The 14,902-nt window shown below is 62.9% G+C and carries 14 protein-coding genes, 1 tRNA gene and 2 pseudogenes; 5 read left to right on the plus strand and 12 right to left on the minus strand.

Annotated features, from left to right (window positions below; genetic code table 11):
• The first annotated feature begins 83 nt into the window (after positions 1–83).
• The 5 genes from ACODRZ_RS15100 (at position 84) to ACODRZ_RS15120 (ending at position 7,808) form a co-directional block, all read left to right on the plus strand.
• Positions 84–1,880, plus strand: a complete 1,797-nt coding sequence (locus ACODRZ_RS15100) for a thiamine pyrophosphate-binding protein (RefSeq protein WP_488971662.1) — start codon at positions 84–86, stop codon at positions 1,878–1,880.
• A gap of 158 nt (positions 1,881–2,038) precedes the next feature.
• On the plus strand, positions 2,039–3,454 hold the full coding sequence (locus ACODRZ_RS15105) for an aldehyde dehydrogenase family protein (RefSeq protein WP_488971663.1): 1,416 nt from the start codon (positions 2,039–2,041) through the stop codon (positions 3,452–3,454).
• Positions 3,455–3,679: 225 nt separating this feature from the next.
• Positions 3,680–4,069: a hypothetical protein gene (locus ACODRZ_RS15110; RefSeq protein ID WP_488971664.1), complete on the plus strand. Its 390-nt coding sequence runs from the start codon at positions 3,680–3,682 to the stop codon at positions 4,067–4,069.
• Between the two features lie 77 nt (positions 4,070–4,146).
• Positions 4,147–6,417 carry a TonB-dependent receptor gene (locus ACODRZ_RS15115; protein WP_488971665.1) on the plus strand — a complete coding sequence of 757 codons (2,271 nt, stop codon included), beginning with the start codon at positions 4,147–4,149 and terminating at the stop codon, positions 6,415–6,417.
• Positions 6,414–7,808 (plus strand): PepSY-associated TM helix domain-containing protein, encoded by a 1,395-nt coding sequence (locus tag ACODRZ_RS15120; protein WP_488971666.1) that lies wholly within the window; start codon positions 6,414–6,416, stop codon positions 7,806–7,808. Before ACODRZ_RS15115 ends, ACODRZ_RS15120 begins: the two co-directional genes overlap by 4 nt.
• Positions 7,809–8,103: 295 nt before the next feature.
• Here the strand turns inward: ACODRZ_RS15120 and ACODRZ_RS15125 are convergent, their stop codons facing one another.
• The 12 genes and pseudogenes from ACODRZ_RS15125 to ACODRZ_RS15180 all read right to left on the minus strand — a co-directional run bounded on the left by ACODRZ_RS15125 (position 8,104) and on the right by ACODRZ_RS15180 (position 14,856).
• Positions 8,104–8,496 (minus strand): hypothetical protein, encoded by a 393-nt coding sequence (locus tag ACODRZ_RS15125; RefSeq protein WP_488971667.1) that lies wholly within the window; start codon positions 8,494–8,496, stop codon positions 8,104–8,106.
• Between the two features lie 8 nt (positions 8,497–8,504).
• On the minus strand, positions 8,505–8,987 hold the full coding sequence (locus tag ACODRZ_RS15130) for a hypothetical protein (protein ID WP_488971668.1): 483 nt from the start codon (positions 8,985–8,987) through the stop codon (positions 8,505–8,507).
• A pseudogene (locus ACODRZ_RS15135) lies at positions 8,984–9,637 on the minus strand (DNA methyltransferase); the annotation flags it as partial. The gene ACODRZ_RS15130 and the pseudogene ACODRZ_RS15135, both read right to left, overlap by 4 nt.
• Positions 9,592–10,044: a DNA-methyltransferase gene (locus ACODRZ_RS15140; protein ID WP_488971669.1), complete on the minus strand. Its 453-nt coding sequence runs from the start codon at positions 10,042–10,044 to the stop codon at positions 9,592–9,594. The gene ACODRZ_RS15140 and the pseudogene ACODRZ_RS15135, both read right to left, overlap by 46 nt.
• A 224-nt stretch (positions 10,045–10,268) precedes the next feature.
• Positions 10,269–10,565, minus strand: a pseudogene (locus tag ACODRZ_RS15145) (ATP-binding protein); the annotation flags it as partial.
• Positions 10,552–12,063, minus strand: a complete 1,512-nt coding sequence (istA, locus tag ACODRZ_RS15150) for an IS21 family transposase (protein WP_488971670.1) — start codon at positions 12,061–12,063, stop codon at positions 10,552–10,554. The pseudogene ACODRZ_RS15145 and the gene istA, both read right to left, overlap by 14 nt.
• A 76-nt stretch (positions 12,064–12,139) precedes the next feature.
• A complete protein-coding gene (locus tag ACODRZ_RS15155; protein WP_488971671.1) occupies positions 12,140–12,685 on the minus strand; it encodes a hypothetical protein in 546 nt (181 codons plus the stop codon).
• A gap of 773 nt (positions 12,686–13,458) precedes the next feature.
• Positions 13,459–13,668, minus strand: coding sequence for a helix-turn-helix domain-containing protein (locus ACODRZ_RS15160; protein WP_488971672.1), 210 nt, complete (start codon positions 13,666–13,668; stop codon positions 13,459–13,461).
• Complete coding sequence (locus ACODRZ_RS15165; RefSeq protein WP_488971673.1) at positions 13,665–14,093, minus strand: CopG family transcriptional regulator; 429 nt, start codon at positions 14,091–14,093, stop codon at positions 13,665–13,667. The genes ACODRZ_RS15160 and ACODRZ_RS15165 overlap by 4 nt, the downstream gene beginning before the upstream one ends.
• A gap of 101 nt (positions 14,094–14,194) precedes the next feature.
• Positions 14,195–14,425: a DUF3363 domain-containing protein gene (locus ACODRZ_RS15170; RefSeq protein ID WP_488971674.1), complete on the minus strand. Its 231-nt coding sequence runs from the start codon at positions 14,423–14,425 to the stop codon at positions 14,195–14,197.
• Positions 14,413–14,616 (minus strand): Arm DNA-binding domain-containing protein, encoded by a 204-nt coding sequence (locus ACODRZ_RS15175; protein ID WP_488971675.1) that lies wholly within the window; start codon positions 14,614–14,616, stop codon positions 14,413–14,415. Before ACODRZ_RS15175 ends, ACODRZ_RS15170 begins: the two co-directional genes overlap by 13 nt.
• Positions 14,617–14,783: 167 nt before the next feature.
• Positions 14,784–14,856 (minus strand) — tRNA-Thr (locus ACODRZ_RS15180).
• Positions 14,857–14,902 lie beyond the last annotated feature (46 nt).

Raw genomic sequence — 14,902 nt, forward strand, 5'->3', positions numbered from 1 at the left:
CAGCATTAGGAACCTTGCGCTAACCACCTGTTCAAAGCGCCTCAGAGCGTGACTTAAGCGGATCGAGAAGAAAGGCACTCACGATGTACGACGACCAGCCTGCGGCTGACACGCTCACCCCCGAGGCTCCGGCCGGTGCGAAGAAGAAGGGCACGCCCGTCTTCAAGCGAATCCTCGACCTGTTCGAGGCCGAGGGCATCCGCACCCTCTTCGGCATTCCCGATCCCAACTTCGTGCACCTCTTCCTCGAAGCGGAAACGCGCGGCTGGACCGTCGTGTCGCCGCACCACGAGGCTTCGGCCGGCCACATGGCGGCAGCCGCCGCGCGCATCACCGGCAAGCCGGCGCTGTGCATCGGCACGCTCGGGCCGGGCATGGCCAACCTGATGCCGGCGATCCAGTGCGCCAAGGTCGAGAACGACCCGATCATCATCATGGGCGGCCAGCGCGCCCGCATCACCGAGCGCCGCGTGCGCCGGGGCCGCATCCAGTTCGTGCGGCAGGAGCCGATGATCGAGGATTCGGTGAAGTTCTCCAGCTCGATCGAATATGCCGACCAGACCGACGAGATCGTCCGCGAGGCGATCCGCGTCGCCTTGTCGGGCACCCCCGGCCCGGCCTACATCGAGTTCCCTGCGCACATTATCCTGGAAGAACTCGACCTACCGCCGGTGCTGCCGCCGCACCGCTATCGCCTGACCGACCAGGGCGCCGACGGCGACCGGATCGCCGAAGCGGCCGAGATCATCAAGAACGCCAAGAACCCGGTGCTGCTCGTCGGCCACGGCGTCCATACCTCGAAGTCGGGCGCGGCGGTGCGCGAACTGGCCGAACTGATGCAGTGCCCGGTGATCCAGACCTCGGGCGGCACCTCGTTCATCGAAGGGCTTGAGGACCGCACTTTCCCTTACGGTTTCTCCGAAGCCTCGATCGACGCGGTGGTCGAAAGCGACTGCTGCGTGGCGCTCGCCACCGAACTGGGCGAGCCGAGCCACTACGGCCGCTGGCGCCACTGGGTCGACAACGAGGCCAACCGCAAGTGGATCTACGTCCAGCAGGACCCCACCGCGATCGGCGTGAACCGTCCGATCGACGTGCCGCTGGTCGGCGACGTGCGCGCCGTGGTGCCGCAGCTGTCGCGCGCCCTGAAGGCGCTCGGCGGCCGCAGCGCTTCGCCCTCGCTCTCCGAATATATCCAGCGCGATGCGCAGCAGCTGGAGGAACTGGCCGAGGACGCAGGCTCCAAGTCCGATGGCTCCACCGCCAAGATGCACACCAGCCAGTTCGTCACCGAAGCGACCAAGGCCTTCCCCAAGGACGGCATCCTGATCCGCGACGGCGGCGCCACGGTGATCTTCCAGTGGACCTACTCGCAGGCCAAGCCGCACGACGTGATCTGGAACCAGAACTACGGCCACATCGGCACCGGCCTACCTTACGCAACCGGCGCCATGCTCGCCGACCAGGCCGCCACCGGCAAAGTGCGCCCCGGCATGCTGCTGACTTCGGACAGCTCGTTCCTGTTCCACGTCGGCGAACTGGAAGTGGCGGTGCGCAAGAACCTGCCGCTGGTGATCGTCGTCGGCGTCGATTTCCAGTGGGGTCTCGAAGTGGGCGTCTACAAGCGCACCTTCGGCCACGGCACCAAGGAAACCGGGGTCCACTGGTCCGACAAGGTCCGCTTCGACAAGATCGCCGAGGGCTTCGGCGCAGCGGGCGAATATGTCGAGAAGGCCGCCGACATCGGCCCCGCCATCGAGCGGGCCTATGCACGCGGCGGCTGCACCGTGATCCACGTCCCGATCGACCCGGCGGCGAACTCGGAGGAAATGCCGAACTATTCGGAATTCCGCACCTGGTACGCCGAAGGCACGCAGTAACAACCAAGATCCTCCCCCTGCGGGGGAGGGGGACCATGCGAAGCATGGTGGAGGGGCACGCGCGGCTTACGTGACGTCTCGTAATCCGATGGTGCCCCTCCACCCCCGCTGCGCGGCGGTCCCCCTCCCCGCCCGCGGGGAGGATGGGAGAGAGCATCATGCGCAGCTACACGCAGTTCTACATCGACGGCCGCTGGACCAGCCCCGTCACCCCGAAAACCGCCGAAGTCATCAACCCCGCCACCGAGGAAGTCTCCGGCGAAATTTCGCTGGGCTCCCCCGCCGACGTCGACCTCGCCGTCGCCGCCGCCCGCCGCGCCTTCGCCACGTATGGCGATAGCAGCGTCAAGGAACGCCTCGACCTTCTCGAAGCCGTCCAGGCCGAATACGAACGCCGCGAAGCCGAACTCGGCGAGGCGATCATGACCGAGATGGGCGCGCCCAAGGGCCTCGCCAACGGCTTTCACACCCTGCTCGGCAAAGGCCATCTCGGCACCGCGATCGAGGTGCTGAAGGAGTTCAAGTTCGAGGAACAGCGCGGCGTCACCCTGATCCGCAAGGAACCGATCGGCGTCTGCGGCCTCATCACGCCGTGGAACTGGCCGATGAACCAGACCTGCGTGAAGATCTTCCCGGCGCTGGCGGCAGGCTGCACGATGATCCTCAAGCCCCCGCAACTCGCGCCCTATTCCGCGCAGATCCTCGCCGAGATTCTCGACAAGGCGGGCGTCCCGGCTGGCGTGTTCAACATGATCCAGGGCCAGGGCTCGGTGATCGGCGCGGCGCTTTCCCGTCATGAGGACGTCGACATGATCTCCTTCACCGGCTCCGAACCCGTGGGCGTGCAGATCCAGAAGGACGCCGCCGACACCGTCAAGCGCGTCGGCCTCGAACTCGGCGGCAAGAGCGCGTGGATCGTGCTCGACGATGCCGCTCTCGCGGCGAACGTCGCGGGCGCCACGGCGGGCATGATGGGCAATTCCGGCCAGACCTGCTCGGCCGGTTCGCGCCTACTGGTCCCCGCCTCCCGCCTCGACGATGTGAAACGCGCCGCCGCCGAGGCCGCAAGCGGCGTCACCGTGGGCGACCCGCAGAGCGACGTGGCGATGGGGCCGGTCGTCTCCAAGTCCCAGTACAACATCATCCAGCAGTACATCGAGAAGGGCCTCGAAGAAGGCGCCGAACTGATCGCCGGGGGTCTCGGCAGACCCGAGGGTCTGGACAAGGGCTGGTACGTGAAACCGACCGTGTTCGTCGGCACCAACGATATGGTCATCGCCCGCGAGGAAATCTTCGGCCCGGTGCTGGTCGTGATCCCCTACGACGACATCGACGACGCGGTGCGGATCGCCAACGATTCGAACTTCGGCCTCGGCGGCTACGTCTCGGGCGAGGATCTGGACGCCTGCCGCGCCGTCTCGCGCCGGATGCGCACCGGGGCGATCTGGGTCAACGGCGGCTTCGACTTTCACGCGCCGTTCGGCGGCTACAAGCGCTCGGGCAACGGGCGCGAGTGGGGCGAGTTCGGCTTCCATGAATATCTGGAAGTGAAATCGGTCATCGGTTGGAACTAAGAGGAAGTCCTGGGGCCCCCGAACACTTTGGCGCCCCAGACCCCTTTACCGTCGAGGGTACGAGCGCGGCCGCGTTTCGCGCCCACTTCGAGCCGGGAGACAAATAGCCTGCGGCGCCATCAGGGGCTGAGGTGGCTGCACGTGCAACGACGACAGTATGGGGGTCTGGGGCGATGGCCCCAGCACTGCTTCCCTTCCTCCTTCCGACCCGCTAAGAACCTGCCCGTGGGCACCATCAGGCACTTCTTCCGGCACCATCAGGCGCTTGCGGCATTGCTGCTGGCCGCTGCGCTGTGCCTCAAGGCGCTGGTCCCCACCGGCTACATGCCCACTGCGTCGGAGACCGGCACAGTCGTCATGCTCTGTTCGGGCACGACGATGACCGTGGAGATTCCCGTCAAGGGCGCCCATCCGGACAATGGCGCCACCACCGCCGACCACCCGTGCGCCTTCGCCCCGCTGAGCGCGGCACTGACCGGCGCCGACTTCGCGCCGCTGGTGCTGGCGGCGCTGGCTTTCGTTTTCGTCGCCGCGATCCTGCGCCGCGACCTCGCCCTGCCCGCGACCGGCACCCGGATCAGGCCGCCCAGCCAGGCGCCGCCTCTCTTCATCTGAACCTTTAAAAGCCCGGCCGTTTCGCGGCCTACAGCTACTCGCCCGCCTCCAGTGCGGGCCGTTCAGGTGAATTTTCCATGCTCCGTAGATTGCTCGCGCTCGGCGCGGCTCCGCTTGCCCTGTTTCCCGTCCATGCCTTCGCCGAAGAGGCGGACGACACCTCCACCATCCTCGTCGTCGGCCAGCGCGACCGCGACATCAGCCTCGACGCGCGCGGGTTGTCGGTCAGCCTCGGCGACGAACAGTTCGCCGGGGTCAACGCCCGCAACGTCGAAGACCTCATGAAGTATGCGCCCGACTTCTTCGTGCGCACCCGCTATGCCGGAGACTCCAACGGCGTACCGGGCTTTCGCGGCACCCATTCCACCCAGAGCGCCCGGACGGTGGTGATGGTGGACGGCTTCACGGTGTCCAACTTCCTCGGCAACTCCTTCGCCTATGCACCCAAATGGGGCGTCGTCGGCCCTGGCGAGGTGGAGCAGTTCGACGTGGTCTACGGCCCCTATTCGGCGCGCTATGCGGGCAATTCGATGGGCGGCGCGGTCAACATTACCACCCGCTCGCCCGAGAAGACCGAAGCCTTCGCGACCGTGCAGGCGATGGCCCAGCCTTACGACCAGTACGGCACGCACGACACATACTGGGGCTACTCGGCCGAAGCCGGCTTCGGCTTGCGCCAGAAGGACGGCCCATGGTCGCTGCGCCTGTCGGGCCGCCACTTCCGCAACACTGGCCATCCGCAGATGTTCTACGGCCTCATCCCCTCGACGAGCAACGCCGCCGCAACCCCGGTAACCGGCGCGATCGTCGATCCCAGGCAGGCGATCTCCGGCACCCCCGGCACTTCGGCCAACCCCATCTTCGCCGCCCAGAGCCCTGCGGAAATCACGCAGGACCAAGCCAAGCTACGTCTTGGTTACGACGGCGCCTCGGGCGTGACCGGCGAGTTCCTGCTGGCCTACTGGCACAACCTCGACAGCCAGACCGCACCCGACTGCTACTTGCGCGACGCAAATGGCAAGGCCGTATGCGACGGCCTCGTCTCGACCGGCGGGCAGACCTACACCGCCAGCGGCGCCAACTGGTCCCGCACCGTGCGCGACGAACTGCTGGCGGGCCTCAAGCTGGCCGCGCCGCTGTCCGATGCGGTGGACGTGCAGGCCAACATCTCGACGTACCAGATCCTGCGCTCGGACGGCTTCACCTCGACCAGCTGGACCAACGGCGCCAGCGACGGCGCGGGCCGCCTCGCCCGACAGGGGCCGACCTATTGGTGGACCGGCGAGCTTTCGGCCACCGCGCACCTCGGCGGCGTCGAACTCTCGGGCGGCGGCAGCGCGAATCTCTACAGGACCGACCTCACCAACTACACGCTGGCGAACTGGCGTTCCGATGCGGGCAAGGCGTTCTCCACCCGCACTTTCGGCAAGACCCGCAATCTCGCCGCATGGGGCGAAGTGCGCGTGCCGTTCGATCCGGTGACGCTCACCCTCGGCGCCCGCTACGAAGACTGGCGCGCCTTCGACGGCGGCCTCGTAGGCGCCGTGATCACCAAGCGCTACGATAGCCGCCACGCCTCCGGCTTTCAGCCCAAGGCATCGCTCGAATGGGCGATCGATCCCGACACCCGCGTCCAGCTCAGTCTGGCGAAGGCCACGCGCTTTCCCACCGTGGGGGAGCTGTTCCAGGGCAGTCTCAACGGCGACGGCACCTTCAACGAAGACAGCTTCGACCCGAACCTCGAGCCGGAGCGCTCGACCGACGCCAATCTCCTTCTCGCGCATGACTTCGGCAAGGTGAGGCTGACGGGCTCGGCCTTCTGGCAGCGGGTGAAGGACACCGTCTTCGCGTTCTACGGCACCAACCAGAACGGGGTGACGACCTCGAACTTCAAGAACATCGACGTGACCCGCCAGTACGGCCTGGAACTGATCGCCGAAGCCCGGGACGTCCTCATCCCCGGCCTCGACGTGGACGCCAACGCCGCGTGGATCGATTCCGTGACCGTCCGCAACGACGCCGCCCCGGCAGCCGAGGGCTTGCAGTTTCCCCGTATCCCGCGCTGGCGCCTCAACGGCAACTTGCGCTACCGCATGGCGGAGCCGGTGCTGGTCTCCATCGGCGTGCGCTATGCCAGCCGTCCGAACACCGACCTGTTCGGTCTCCAGCGCGGCGACACTTACGGCTACACCTCGGAACTGTTCGCGCTCGATGCCCGGGTAAGCTGGGACGTGACCGCGCAGCTGCGAGTCAGCGCCGGTGTCGACAACATCACCAACGACCGGGCCTGGGTCTACCACCCTTACCCGCAGCGCAGCTTCCTCCTCGAAGCGGGGTGGAAGCTGTGAGCGCCCCCCGACACGAACTCCGATACGAGAAGTGGTATCGCGCGGTCTGGCGCTGGCACTTCTACGCCGGGCTGTTCTGCGTGCCTTTCGTGCTGTGGCTGTCGGTGACGGGCGGCCTCTACCTGTTCAAGCCGCAGATCGAGGCCGCGCTCTACGCGCCCTATCGCAATGTCGCGACCGGCGCCTACCCTTCTTCCGGCCTCGCTCCGGAAGCGATAGCCGCGAAGGCCGTCGCGGCAGTCCCGGGCTCGGTCCTGCACAAGTACGTCCTGCCCGAAAACCCGCGCGACGCCGTCGAGGTGCTCGTCGGCCAGGGCGCCGGGGACGTGCGCGTCTGGGTCCACCCGCAGACCGGCGCGGTGCTCCACAAGGTGCCGGAAGAGGACCGCCTGATGCGCGTGGTCTTCCGTCTCCACGGCGAGCTTCTGGCGGGAGACTGGGGCTCGGCGCTGGTCGAGACGGCCGCGTGCTGGACGCTGGTGATGCTGCTGACCGGGCTGTTCCTGTGGTGGCCGCGCGGCGGAGCGAAGCTCGCAGGCGTGCTCTACCCCCGCCTGCGCCGGGGCCGTGCCCTGTTCTGGCGCGACATCCACGCCGTAACCGGGCTGTGGATCACACTGGGCGCGGCGTTCCTCATCGTCTCCGGCCTGCCCTGGGCCAATGCCTGGGGCAACTACTTTCGAGAGGTCCGCGCCGTCACCGGAACGGCTGCGGGAGGGCAGGACTGGTCCTCGGGATCGAACGCCGATGCCGCCGCGCGCCGCCGGGACGATGCGGGAATGCGTGCCATGATGTCGGCCCACGCCGAGCATCACGGCATGGCCATGGCGCATATGGTCCCCGCACCCGCCGCTCTCGATGCCGTGGTGAGCCGGGCACGGCGACTGGACTTCGCCGCTCCGGTGGAGGTCAGCCCCCCGACCGCCCCCGAAGCGCCATGGCAGGTCCGCAGCCAGGCCGAGAACCGCCCCCACCGCGACAGCGCCGAGATCGCCCCGGACGGCCGCCTGATCGGCGTGGAGCGCTTCGCCGGTCGCCACTGGATCGACCGCGTCGTCGGCTACGGCGTCGCCATCCACGAGGGCGCCTGGGCCGGTCTCGCCAACCAGCTGATCAACCTCGCCATCCTGCTCGGGCTGGTCCTGCTATGCGTGTCGAGCACGGTCCTGTGGTGGCGGCGGCGCCCCGATGGCCACCTCGGCGCCCCAAAAAGCCTTGCGCCGTTGCGCCATTCGTGGGCGCTGGTGCTGCTGGTGATGACGCTTGCGATGCTGATGCCACTGTTCGGCGTCTCGCTGGGACTGGCGGTAGTGACGGAACTGGCCGTCGATCACCTTGCGCCGCGAATGGGCCTATGGATGGGTTGGCGTGGCAGAGCGACACCGAAGTGATCGACGATCAGGCGTCGATGTCTGCTGGCTTGCGGGGGAGGTGCCGATGTCTGGGTGGAAGTGCCTTTAAGAAGGTGGTGCCACTTACGGGGCGAACACGAGCGATAGAACGGTAGAATCCAGGGTTCCGAGGCTCATGAGGCCGGAATTTACCCAATCTTCCAGGTCGCCCAAGCGATATCCCGATTGTGCAGAAGTCCGATCCGGGCATCTTCCTACCGAAAGCAATTTGGCTTGGTGAAAATTCGGATTTCGACCCGGTCAAAGCCCAGAAAATACGTCCCGATCCTGCAAGTCACTCATCGGCCTGCACGTGCAATGGGGGTAGTGGCTGATTGAAATCGAAACGGGTCTTATCGGTGATACGCTGCTCAATCGCCTTATGGATCACGTCCAGGCCAACCTTAGCGTCGTTCTGGAGTCCTAAGGCCATCGCAACGCCCTCGGTGTCCGTGCTTAGTCGCGTGTCGAGCGCAAGCGAGTGAGTGCCCCTGCTGTTCACTTCCATACCATATGCGTGGAAGTGCATCGGATCGGAAGTTCGAGCGGGCACCAGATGCCCAAACCGGAACTCGCGGGTCATATAGTCGAGCAGACGGTCTTGCACTACCAAAACAAGATGCTTGTTAAGGGCCTCCAAAGTTTGCACCTTATGGTGCAGCTGAACGAGGATTGTCTTAGCCGTCATCTTCCAATTCATACCGAAAGATTTCGGGTTTTTATGTCTTCTGCCCTGGCCCCCTCAATGCCCTTGCTAGTAACAAAGCGTTGGCGCTCCGGCCAGAGAGTCCCGGTAGTATCTAGCGTCTGAAGTTCGATTGCCACGAAGTCGCGAACTTTCCCTCCCCGAATTGATGCGAGAATGTAGTCAATATTGCCGCCTGGCACGCTAATCTCAGCGACAATATGAAGCTGGTTCCCAGGCTCATGACCTGTTAGAAGGTGAAGGCAATCAATGAAAATCTGACGATGCTCAAGCAGTCGCAGGGGGCAGATCATAATTGGAGACTTACCGTATTCAACGGTACACGTTCCGATAGCAATTTCCGGTTGGCTTTTGCGCGTTTTATAGCACCGCCTTTCTGTGAAGGGGCAGTGCTGACGGGCAACCAATGCTGCCCAATCGGGCTCTGGGCTGCTTGCCGTGTCGCAACCGAACAGGTCTATGATTTTGGTCATTCTACATCTACCAGCAGGCTGGAAAGCCGCTGCCGCGTCATGTCGGTGTAGGTAGAAGAGATGTCGATACCGATGCCATTACGGCGAAGCTCTAGCGCCGCCATCAACGTGGTGCCAGTTCCGCAAAATGGGTCTAGGGCAATGCCTCCTTCTGGGCAGGTAGCCAGTATCGGAATGCGGCATAAGTCCATCGGATAAGGGGCGAAGTGCGCGTCTCGCTTTTGCGTATCCTCTGGCACGATATCCCACACGTCGCTCGGTTTGCTGCCATTCGGATGGTACTTCAAGAAGTAGAACCCTTTTGCCTGAAGCTCCTTCGCACGGCCAGACACCTTCACGCTATCAGAGTGCGTGGCGCGGTGCTGATTGCGGATCACCATTCTGAAATCCGAAATTCTCTGCGCTCGGACATCATCGAGAACACCGTTCAGAGCATTTAGAGCTGCTACTTTCTCGCTTGGCGACAGCGAGGTTGAAAGCTCAATCTGGCGCTTGTAACGAACGCCCGTCACCCCAGTAGCCGAGACAACCGACCCATTAACAATAGAGGACGACCTTGGTTTCGAGCGGATGGCGTCAGCATCGTAAAAATAAGACTTCTGCTTTACGAAATGAAAAATATACTCATGGATATTGCGAAGCTTATCCTTAGACTGATCCGGACACCTTTAACTTTATTCCACACAACATCATTGCGCAGAATCCATCCACCTTCATCAATGAGATTAAGGGCAACTCTCCAAGGTATTCCCGTTAACGATTTATCTCGATAGGTATCCCCGAGATTTAGCCAAAGAGACCCACGGGGTTTAAGTACCCGCTTCACTTCGCCAAGGATTGCAGTCAGGTTCGCAATGTATGCTGGAAAGGTTGCCTCCAGCCCGATTCCATCAGCATCATACTCGCGATGCCCCCAATAGGGTGGCGAGGTCACACACATGTCAACGGATTCACTAGGAAGCGTGGGGAGCACCGTAAGAGAATCGCCTTGAAGCACTTTGAAGTGTGGGCGCGGTGAGACTTTTTCCGCGTATTGCATCTTGGGGTCCGTAGCCATCTGAATCAAATATCGACCTCATGCCGATTTGTCTCCCTCCTCCCCTGGGAAGAGAGCACATTGTAGACAGATACGCCGCCCCCCCCCGGAAAGCCCCTCATTCTGATGTAGAGTCTGCCCACGAGAAGGAGCAGACGTATGAGGAAGATTGGCGTCGATCCCAAGACGAGCCCGCCGGACCACGGAGCCATCCGCGAAGCCATGCGGGAGATCGCAGGGCAGCGCCGTCGGTTGGGCTTCGGCACCGGCATGTGCAGGGAGCGGATCAGCCCTTCGTTGATCGGCGTGCCGTCGAACATGAACCCATCCAGGTCCTTGATTGCCGGAAGCTTTGCCGCGGTCATACGGTAGCGGATCGACGCTGCCTCCCGATGTGCCGTCTCGGCGCGCAGCAGGTCGGCCAGCATCTCCATGATCGTTCTGTCACGGCGAATGCCATTGGTGACGGCGTCATCGAAGGCAGTGACCATGCCCTTGAGCCCCAGCCCCTTTAGGCTTGCCACGATCTCATGCCGCTGCATTGAGGCCTCGCACCGTGTCGTAGCGCGCGCAGTCTGCAACCGGCGGATGCTTGAGCGTCAGGTTGACGACGACGTCCATGGTTTGCGCACTGCTAGGCTCACGTCGGCGGGACAGGATGTTGAGGATGACCTCGTCGCTGACCGTTCCTGCGCTGAGGGCCTCGGCGACTGCGGCTTCAACAACCTCGAGGCCGTCGTCGGGAATGGCGGCCAGGACGCGCACGAAGCGGCGATCCGCATCATCGCCCTTACCCAACTTGCGCCGCAGCTGGGCGAGTACAGGTGGAAGGTCCCAGTCCTGGAAGGGAGCGCCGTTCCGCAGGGCGCCGGGCTTGCGTGCAAGGATCGGGAGGTAATGCCAGGGGTCCGTGATCGTCTGGTTCCGACCGAAGACGCGCTCGTGCTCTGCTATGACCGCACCATCTGAGCGGATTACGATATGCGTTGCGTAAGCACGTACCTGCACAGCTTGATGCGCCGCCTTCGCCATCACCGAGTACCGGTTGCGATCGAAGCTCACCAGGCACGTGGAACTCGCCACGTGCTCGCTCTCGAAGAACCCGTCGAAGGGGGTGGCTAGGGGTTGCAGCATGGGCCGCTCCGCCTCCAGTGCCTGTGCGATCGTCATATCCAGATCAGGATGGCCGTTGCGCTCTGCCCAGCGCGTGCACTCGGCTTCCAGCCAGATGTTCAACTCTTCAAGGCTGGCAAAGCGCAGGCGTGGCTTGAACAGCCGTTCCCTGCTGGTCTGGACCTGGTTCTCGACCTGCCCCTTCTCCCATCCCGCAGCAGGGCTACAGGCCACCGGCTCCACGCCATAATGATCCGTCATGATCAGGAACCGCCGGTTGAACAACCGGTCCTTGCCGCTGAAGACCGTCGTCACCGCCGTCTTCATGTTGTCGTAGATGCCGCGCGTCGGAACCCCGCCGAAGAAGGTGAAGGCGCGGGCATGAGCGTCAAAGACCATCTCCTGCGTCTCGCGGGGATAGGCGCGGACGAATGGCGCCCGTGACCAGCAAAACCGCATGTGCGCGACCTTCACCCGCATCGGCTTGCCCGCAATCTCGACGTCCTCGTGGCTCCAGTCGAACTGGTAGGCCTCGCCTGGCCTGTACATCAACGGGATGAACACCTTCCCCATATCGCCGGCGTCAGCGCGACGCTCACGCTTCCAGCGCGCGGCATAGCGCCGCACAGCGTCATAGGAGCCGCCAAACCCTTCGCGCTGAAGCAGATCATGGATCCTCGTCATACGAAGCCGGTCACGCCGGGGCAGACCTTCATTTTGTTCGAGCAATTCTTCAAGACGAGCACTGAAAGGACCGGTCTGCGGCCGGTGCTGTTCCTTACGCTCGTAACTGACGTCCGCGTCCGGCGCCCGGACCGCCTTGCGCACCGTGTTGCGCGACAGCCGCAAATCCCGCGCTATCGCCTTGATAGGCTTCCCGTCCCGATGCTCTCGACGGATCCTCGTAATCGTCTCCACAACCAACATCCCTGTACCCGCCGTCCGGAACCCAAACGGCGGCGCTTCTCATGATGAGATGAAGGGGGTCAATTTTAGACGCCGATCACCCCGCTAAGGGGGTTAATTTTGCACGCCGCTCCACATTTCCATCCGGCCCCAGCCGTAATTGGGCGATGGGAGACGCCCTTGCGCGATCAATCTCATCAACCTTGGCGACTCGTTCCGCGAGGGTAGCGTTCTGATTGGCAAGGAACTCAAGGTGATGCCGAAAGCCGAGTTCGATAAGAGACAAGCGCTCAGCGATGAACGTGAATGGGCCGAAGGGTTCGTTATATTCAGCAGTCAGGAACTCGACACAGATCGTGCCAAAGGGCTTTCGATGCTGCTTACCACCATACCAGTAGAATGGGTCGGCCAAGTGATCGATGCCGAGTTCTTCGCAAAGCTGATCGTGGATTGCTTGATATGACTCCTCAAGGCGACGCTGCGCCTCAAACATTGAACTGCCGCTCCTTTCCCACTCAGGCTCCGAGGTAAACATCCGCCCAAGTATCTTGGCGGACTGGACAAAAAACCGGCGGTCAAGCTCGGTCCAATCGGATTTGGCCGCTCGTTCTGGGAAGCAGTCAATCAGAATATCTGTCAGCATTACGAATATCAGGTCCCAGTTGCGGCGTCGGGACCGCCCCACCATTGAATAGCCGAGTGGCAAAAAATGCAAGAGGCACGGCCTTTATCACGACATCTAGGGCGTATAGCGGAATTCCACGCCGTTTGGCGGTTTAGGATGAGAACGCCCAATGAATCGCAGATTATGGGCGCTCAGCTTTTTGGTAGGCTAATTAGTGCCTTCCTGCGGAAATTGACATATTGGCGAAATCTAAAGCAGCAGCGCTAACTGGTCTTGTCAATTCTGGTAAGCCATTTTCGATGTCGTCGCTACGATGAGACGGCGACCAGATGGTCGAGGCTCAGCCCATCATAGTTTATCGCGGAAATCGCTGCATAAAGCCGCGCAGGCGAAAACCCATTCCCGTAGCCATCTCCGACGACGTTTGACGAAACGCCCGACTTGCTCCAACCGCCCAGCCTCAATGCCACTTCTCGCTCGACTCCTGCCTCTCGCAAGGCGTCCCGGAAAGTGTGACGAAAACTATGAAAGCAGAGACCCTCACCCGCTGCTCCGCAGGTAAAGAGGAACCGAGAAAACCAACGCGACGCTCTCCCCGAATGCAGGCCAAAAGCGTGGGTCGCGATTTCGGGGAACATGCGCTGATCCCCAGCCTTCTGTCTGGCCCGATGATAGGCCAAAAGGTGCCGATCAGCATCGGGTGGACTGGCATCAATCGCTGGCTTGCTGTCCTGATCACTCTGGTAGTGCCATCTGCCATGAGTTCGTAAAGCTGGAACTATCGCTTCTGATTATCCTTTTGGCCGTGAGCACCTGCACGTCCCCCCCTCGATCAATTCCCTGATGCTTTCCACCGGGATCAGCGTCATCGCCCCGATCTTTACGACCCGGATGTCCCCTGAGGCGATCAGCTCATAGAGCTTGGATCGCCCGATGCCGGTCATGCGGCAGGCATCCTTGATGCGCACGGTGATGGCCTGCGGGTGCGGATCGAGGCTCATGCGCTGCCTCCCTTGGAGCGACGTTCCGCCAGCTGGTGAGGCTTGTCAGGATCGACGGTCCGACCAAGCTTGCGTTCGACGAGATCAAGGTAGGCACAATAGCGCGTGCGCCCCAGCTGTCCGGTCTCGGCATCGAAGGGCGGCTGATGGGCCACGAGGGTCAGCTGGTGCTGCACAAAGATGCCCAGCATCTCGGTCACCGTATCGACCTTGCGTTCGATCCGCTCGTCGGTGCGGCTGAGGCGGTCGAGCCGAGGCCCGAAGCGCTGGTCGAGCTCATTGCCCGCCTTGCGCTCCAGCCAGGCGGTCAGCGCGTCGGTCAGGATCGTGGTCTTCGATGCCCCGGGCGCTGAGGCCAGTGCGTCCAGCTTCGCGGACAAGGCATCGGGCAGGTAGAACTGGTGGCGGGTCTTGAACGTCTTCATGGTTCTCGCTCCTTCGCCGCCATGATCGTGGCGAAGCGCTGGAAATCGAACCACCCTTACACCCCGTCACACCCCGTTTCGCCTCGGTCTGCGGATTCCGGTCAGATGCCAATCCCCCGTGAGCGACCGCCAATGGTCCAGTTGATGCCCTCCTCGCGCATGATCCCCGAGACGGTCTTGCCGATCCCCCGCTCGAGAACCGGGCGCCACGGCACCAGGGTGAACTCCCTGCTCTTCCCCTCGATCAGCGCATAGCGTCGGTCGCCCACATCGACAGCCTTGCGGCAGATGCCCTCGATCCGCTCAGGCCTGCCCGCCCTCAGCTCTTCCATAACAGTATCGAGGTCGGGTTCGACTGATACCGTCCGAGAGCCATCTTCTTCTCGATGCCATGGAACCGGAACTTGACCCGCCACAAGAGGGAGCCGTTCGGATTGACGAGGACGTACAACCCCTTTCCGTCCGCCACTTTGTAAGGCTTTTCCCGGGGCTTGAGGGCATTGATCTGGATCGTCGTGAGCATCTGGGGGTCTCGATTCGAAAGTATCGAAAAGGCCCCCGATTCGGGGCCCCCAACTCACCTGGATGGAGGTGGACAGAGGGGGACACCACCGGAAAGCCGATGCCCAATTATGCCTGATTTCCGGGGATTTTTGGAGCGAAAAAACGCTTGACAAGGGGGTGCCCCGGTGCCGCTTACAGGATTCGAACCTGTGACCCCATCATTACGAATGATGTGCTCTACCAACTGAGCTAAAGCGGCATCCCTTGCGGGCAGGCGCGGCGTTTACATGGGGAAGGCGGACTGT

Source organism: Novosphingobium sp. FG90, assembly GCF_057808725.1.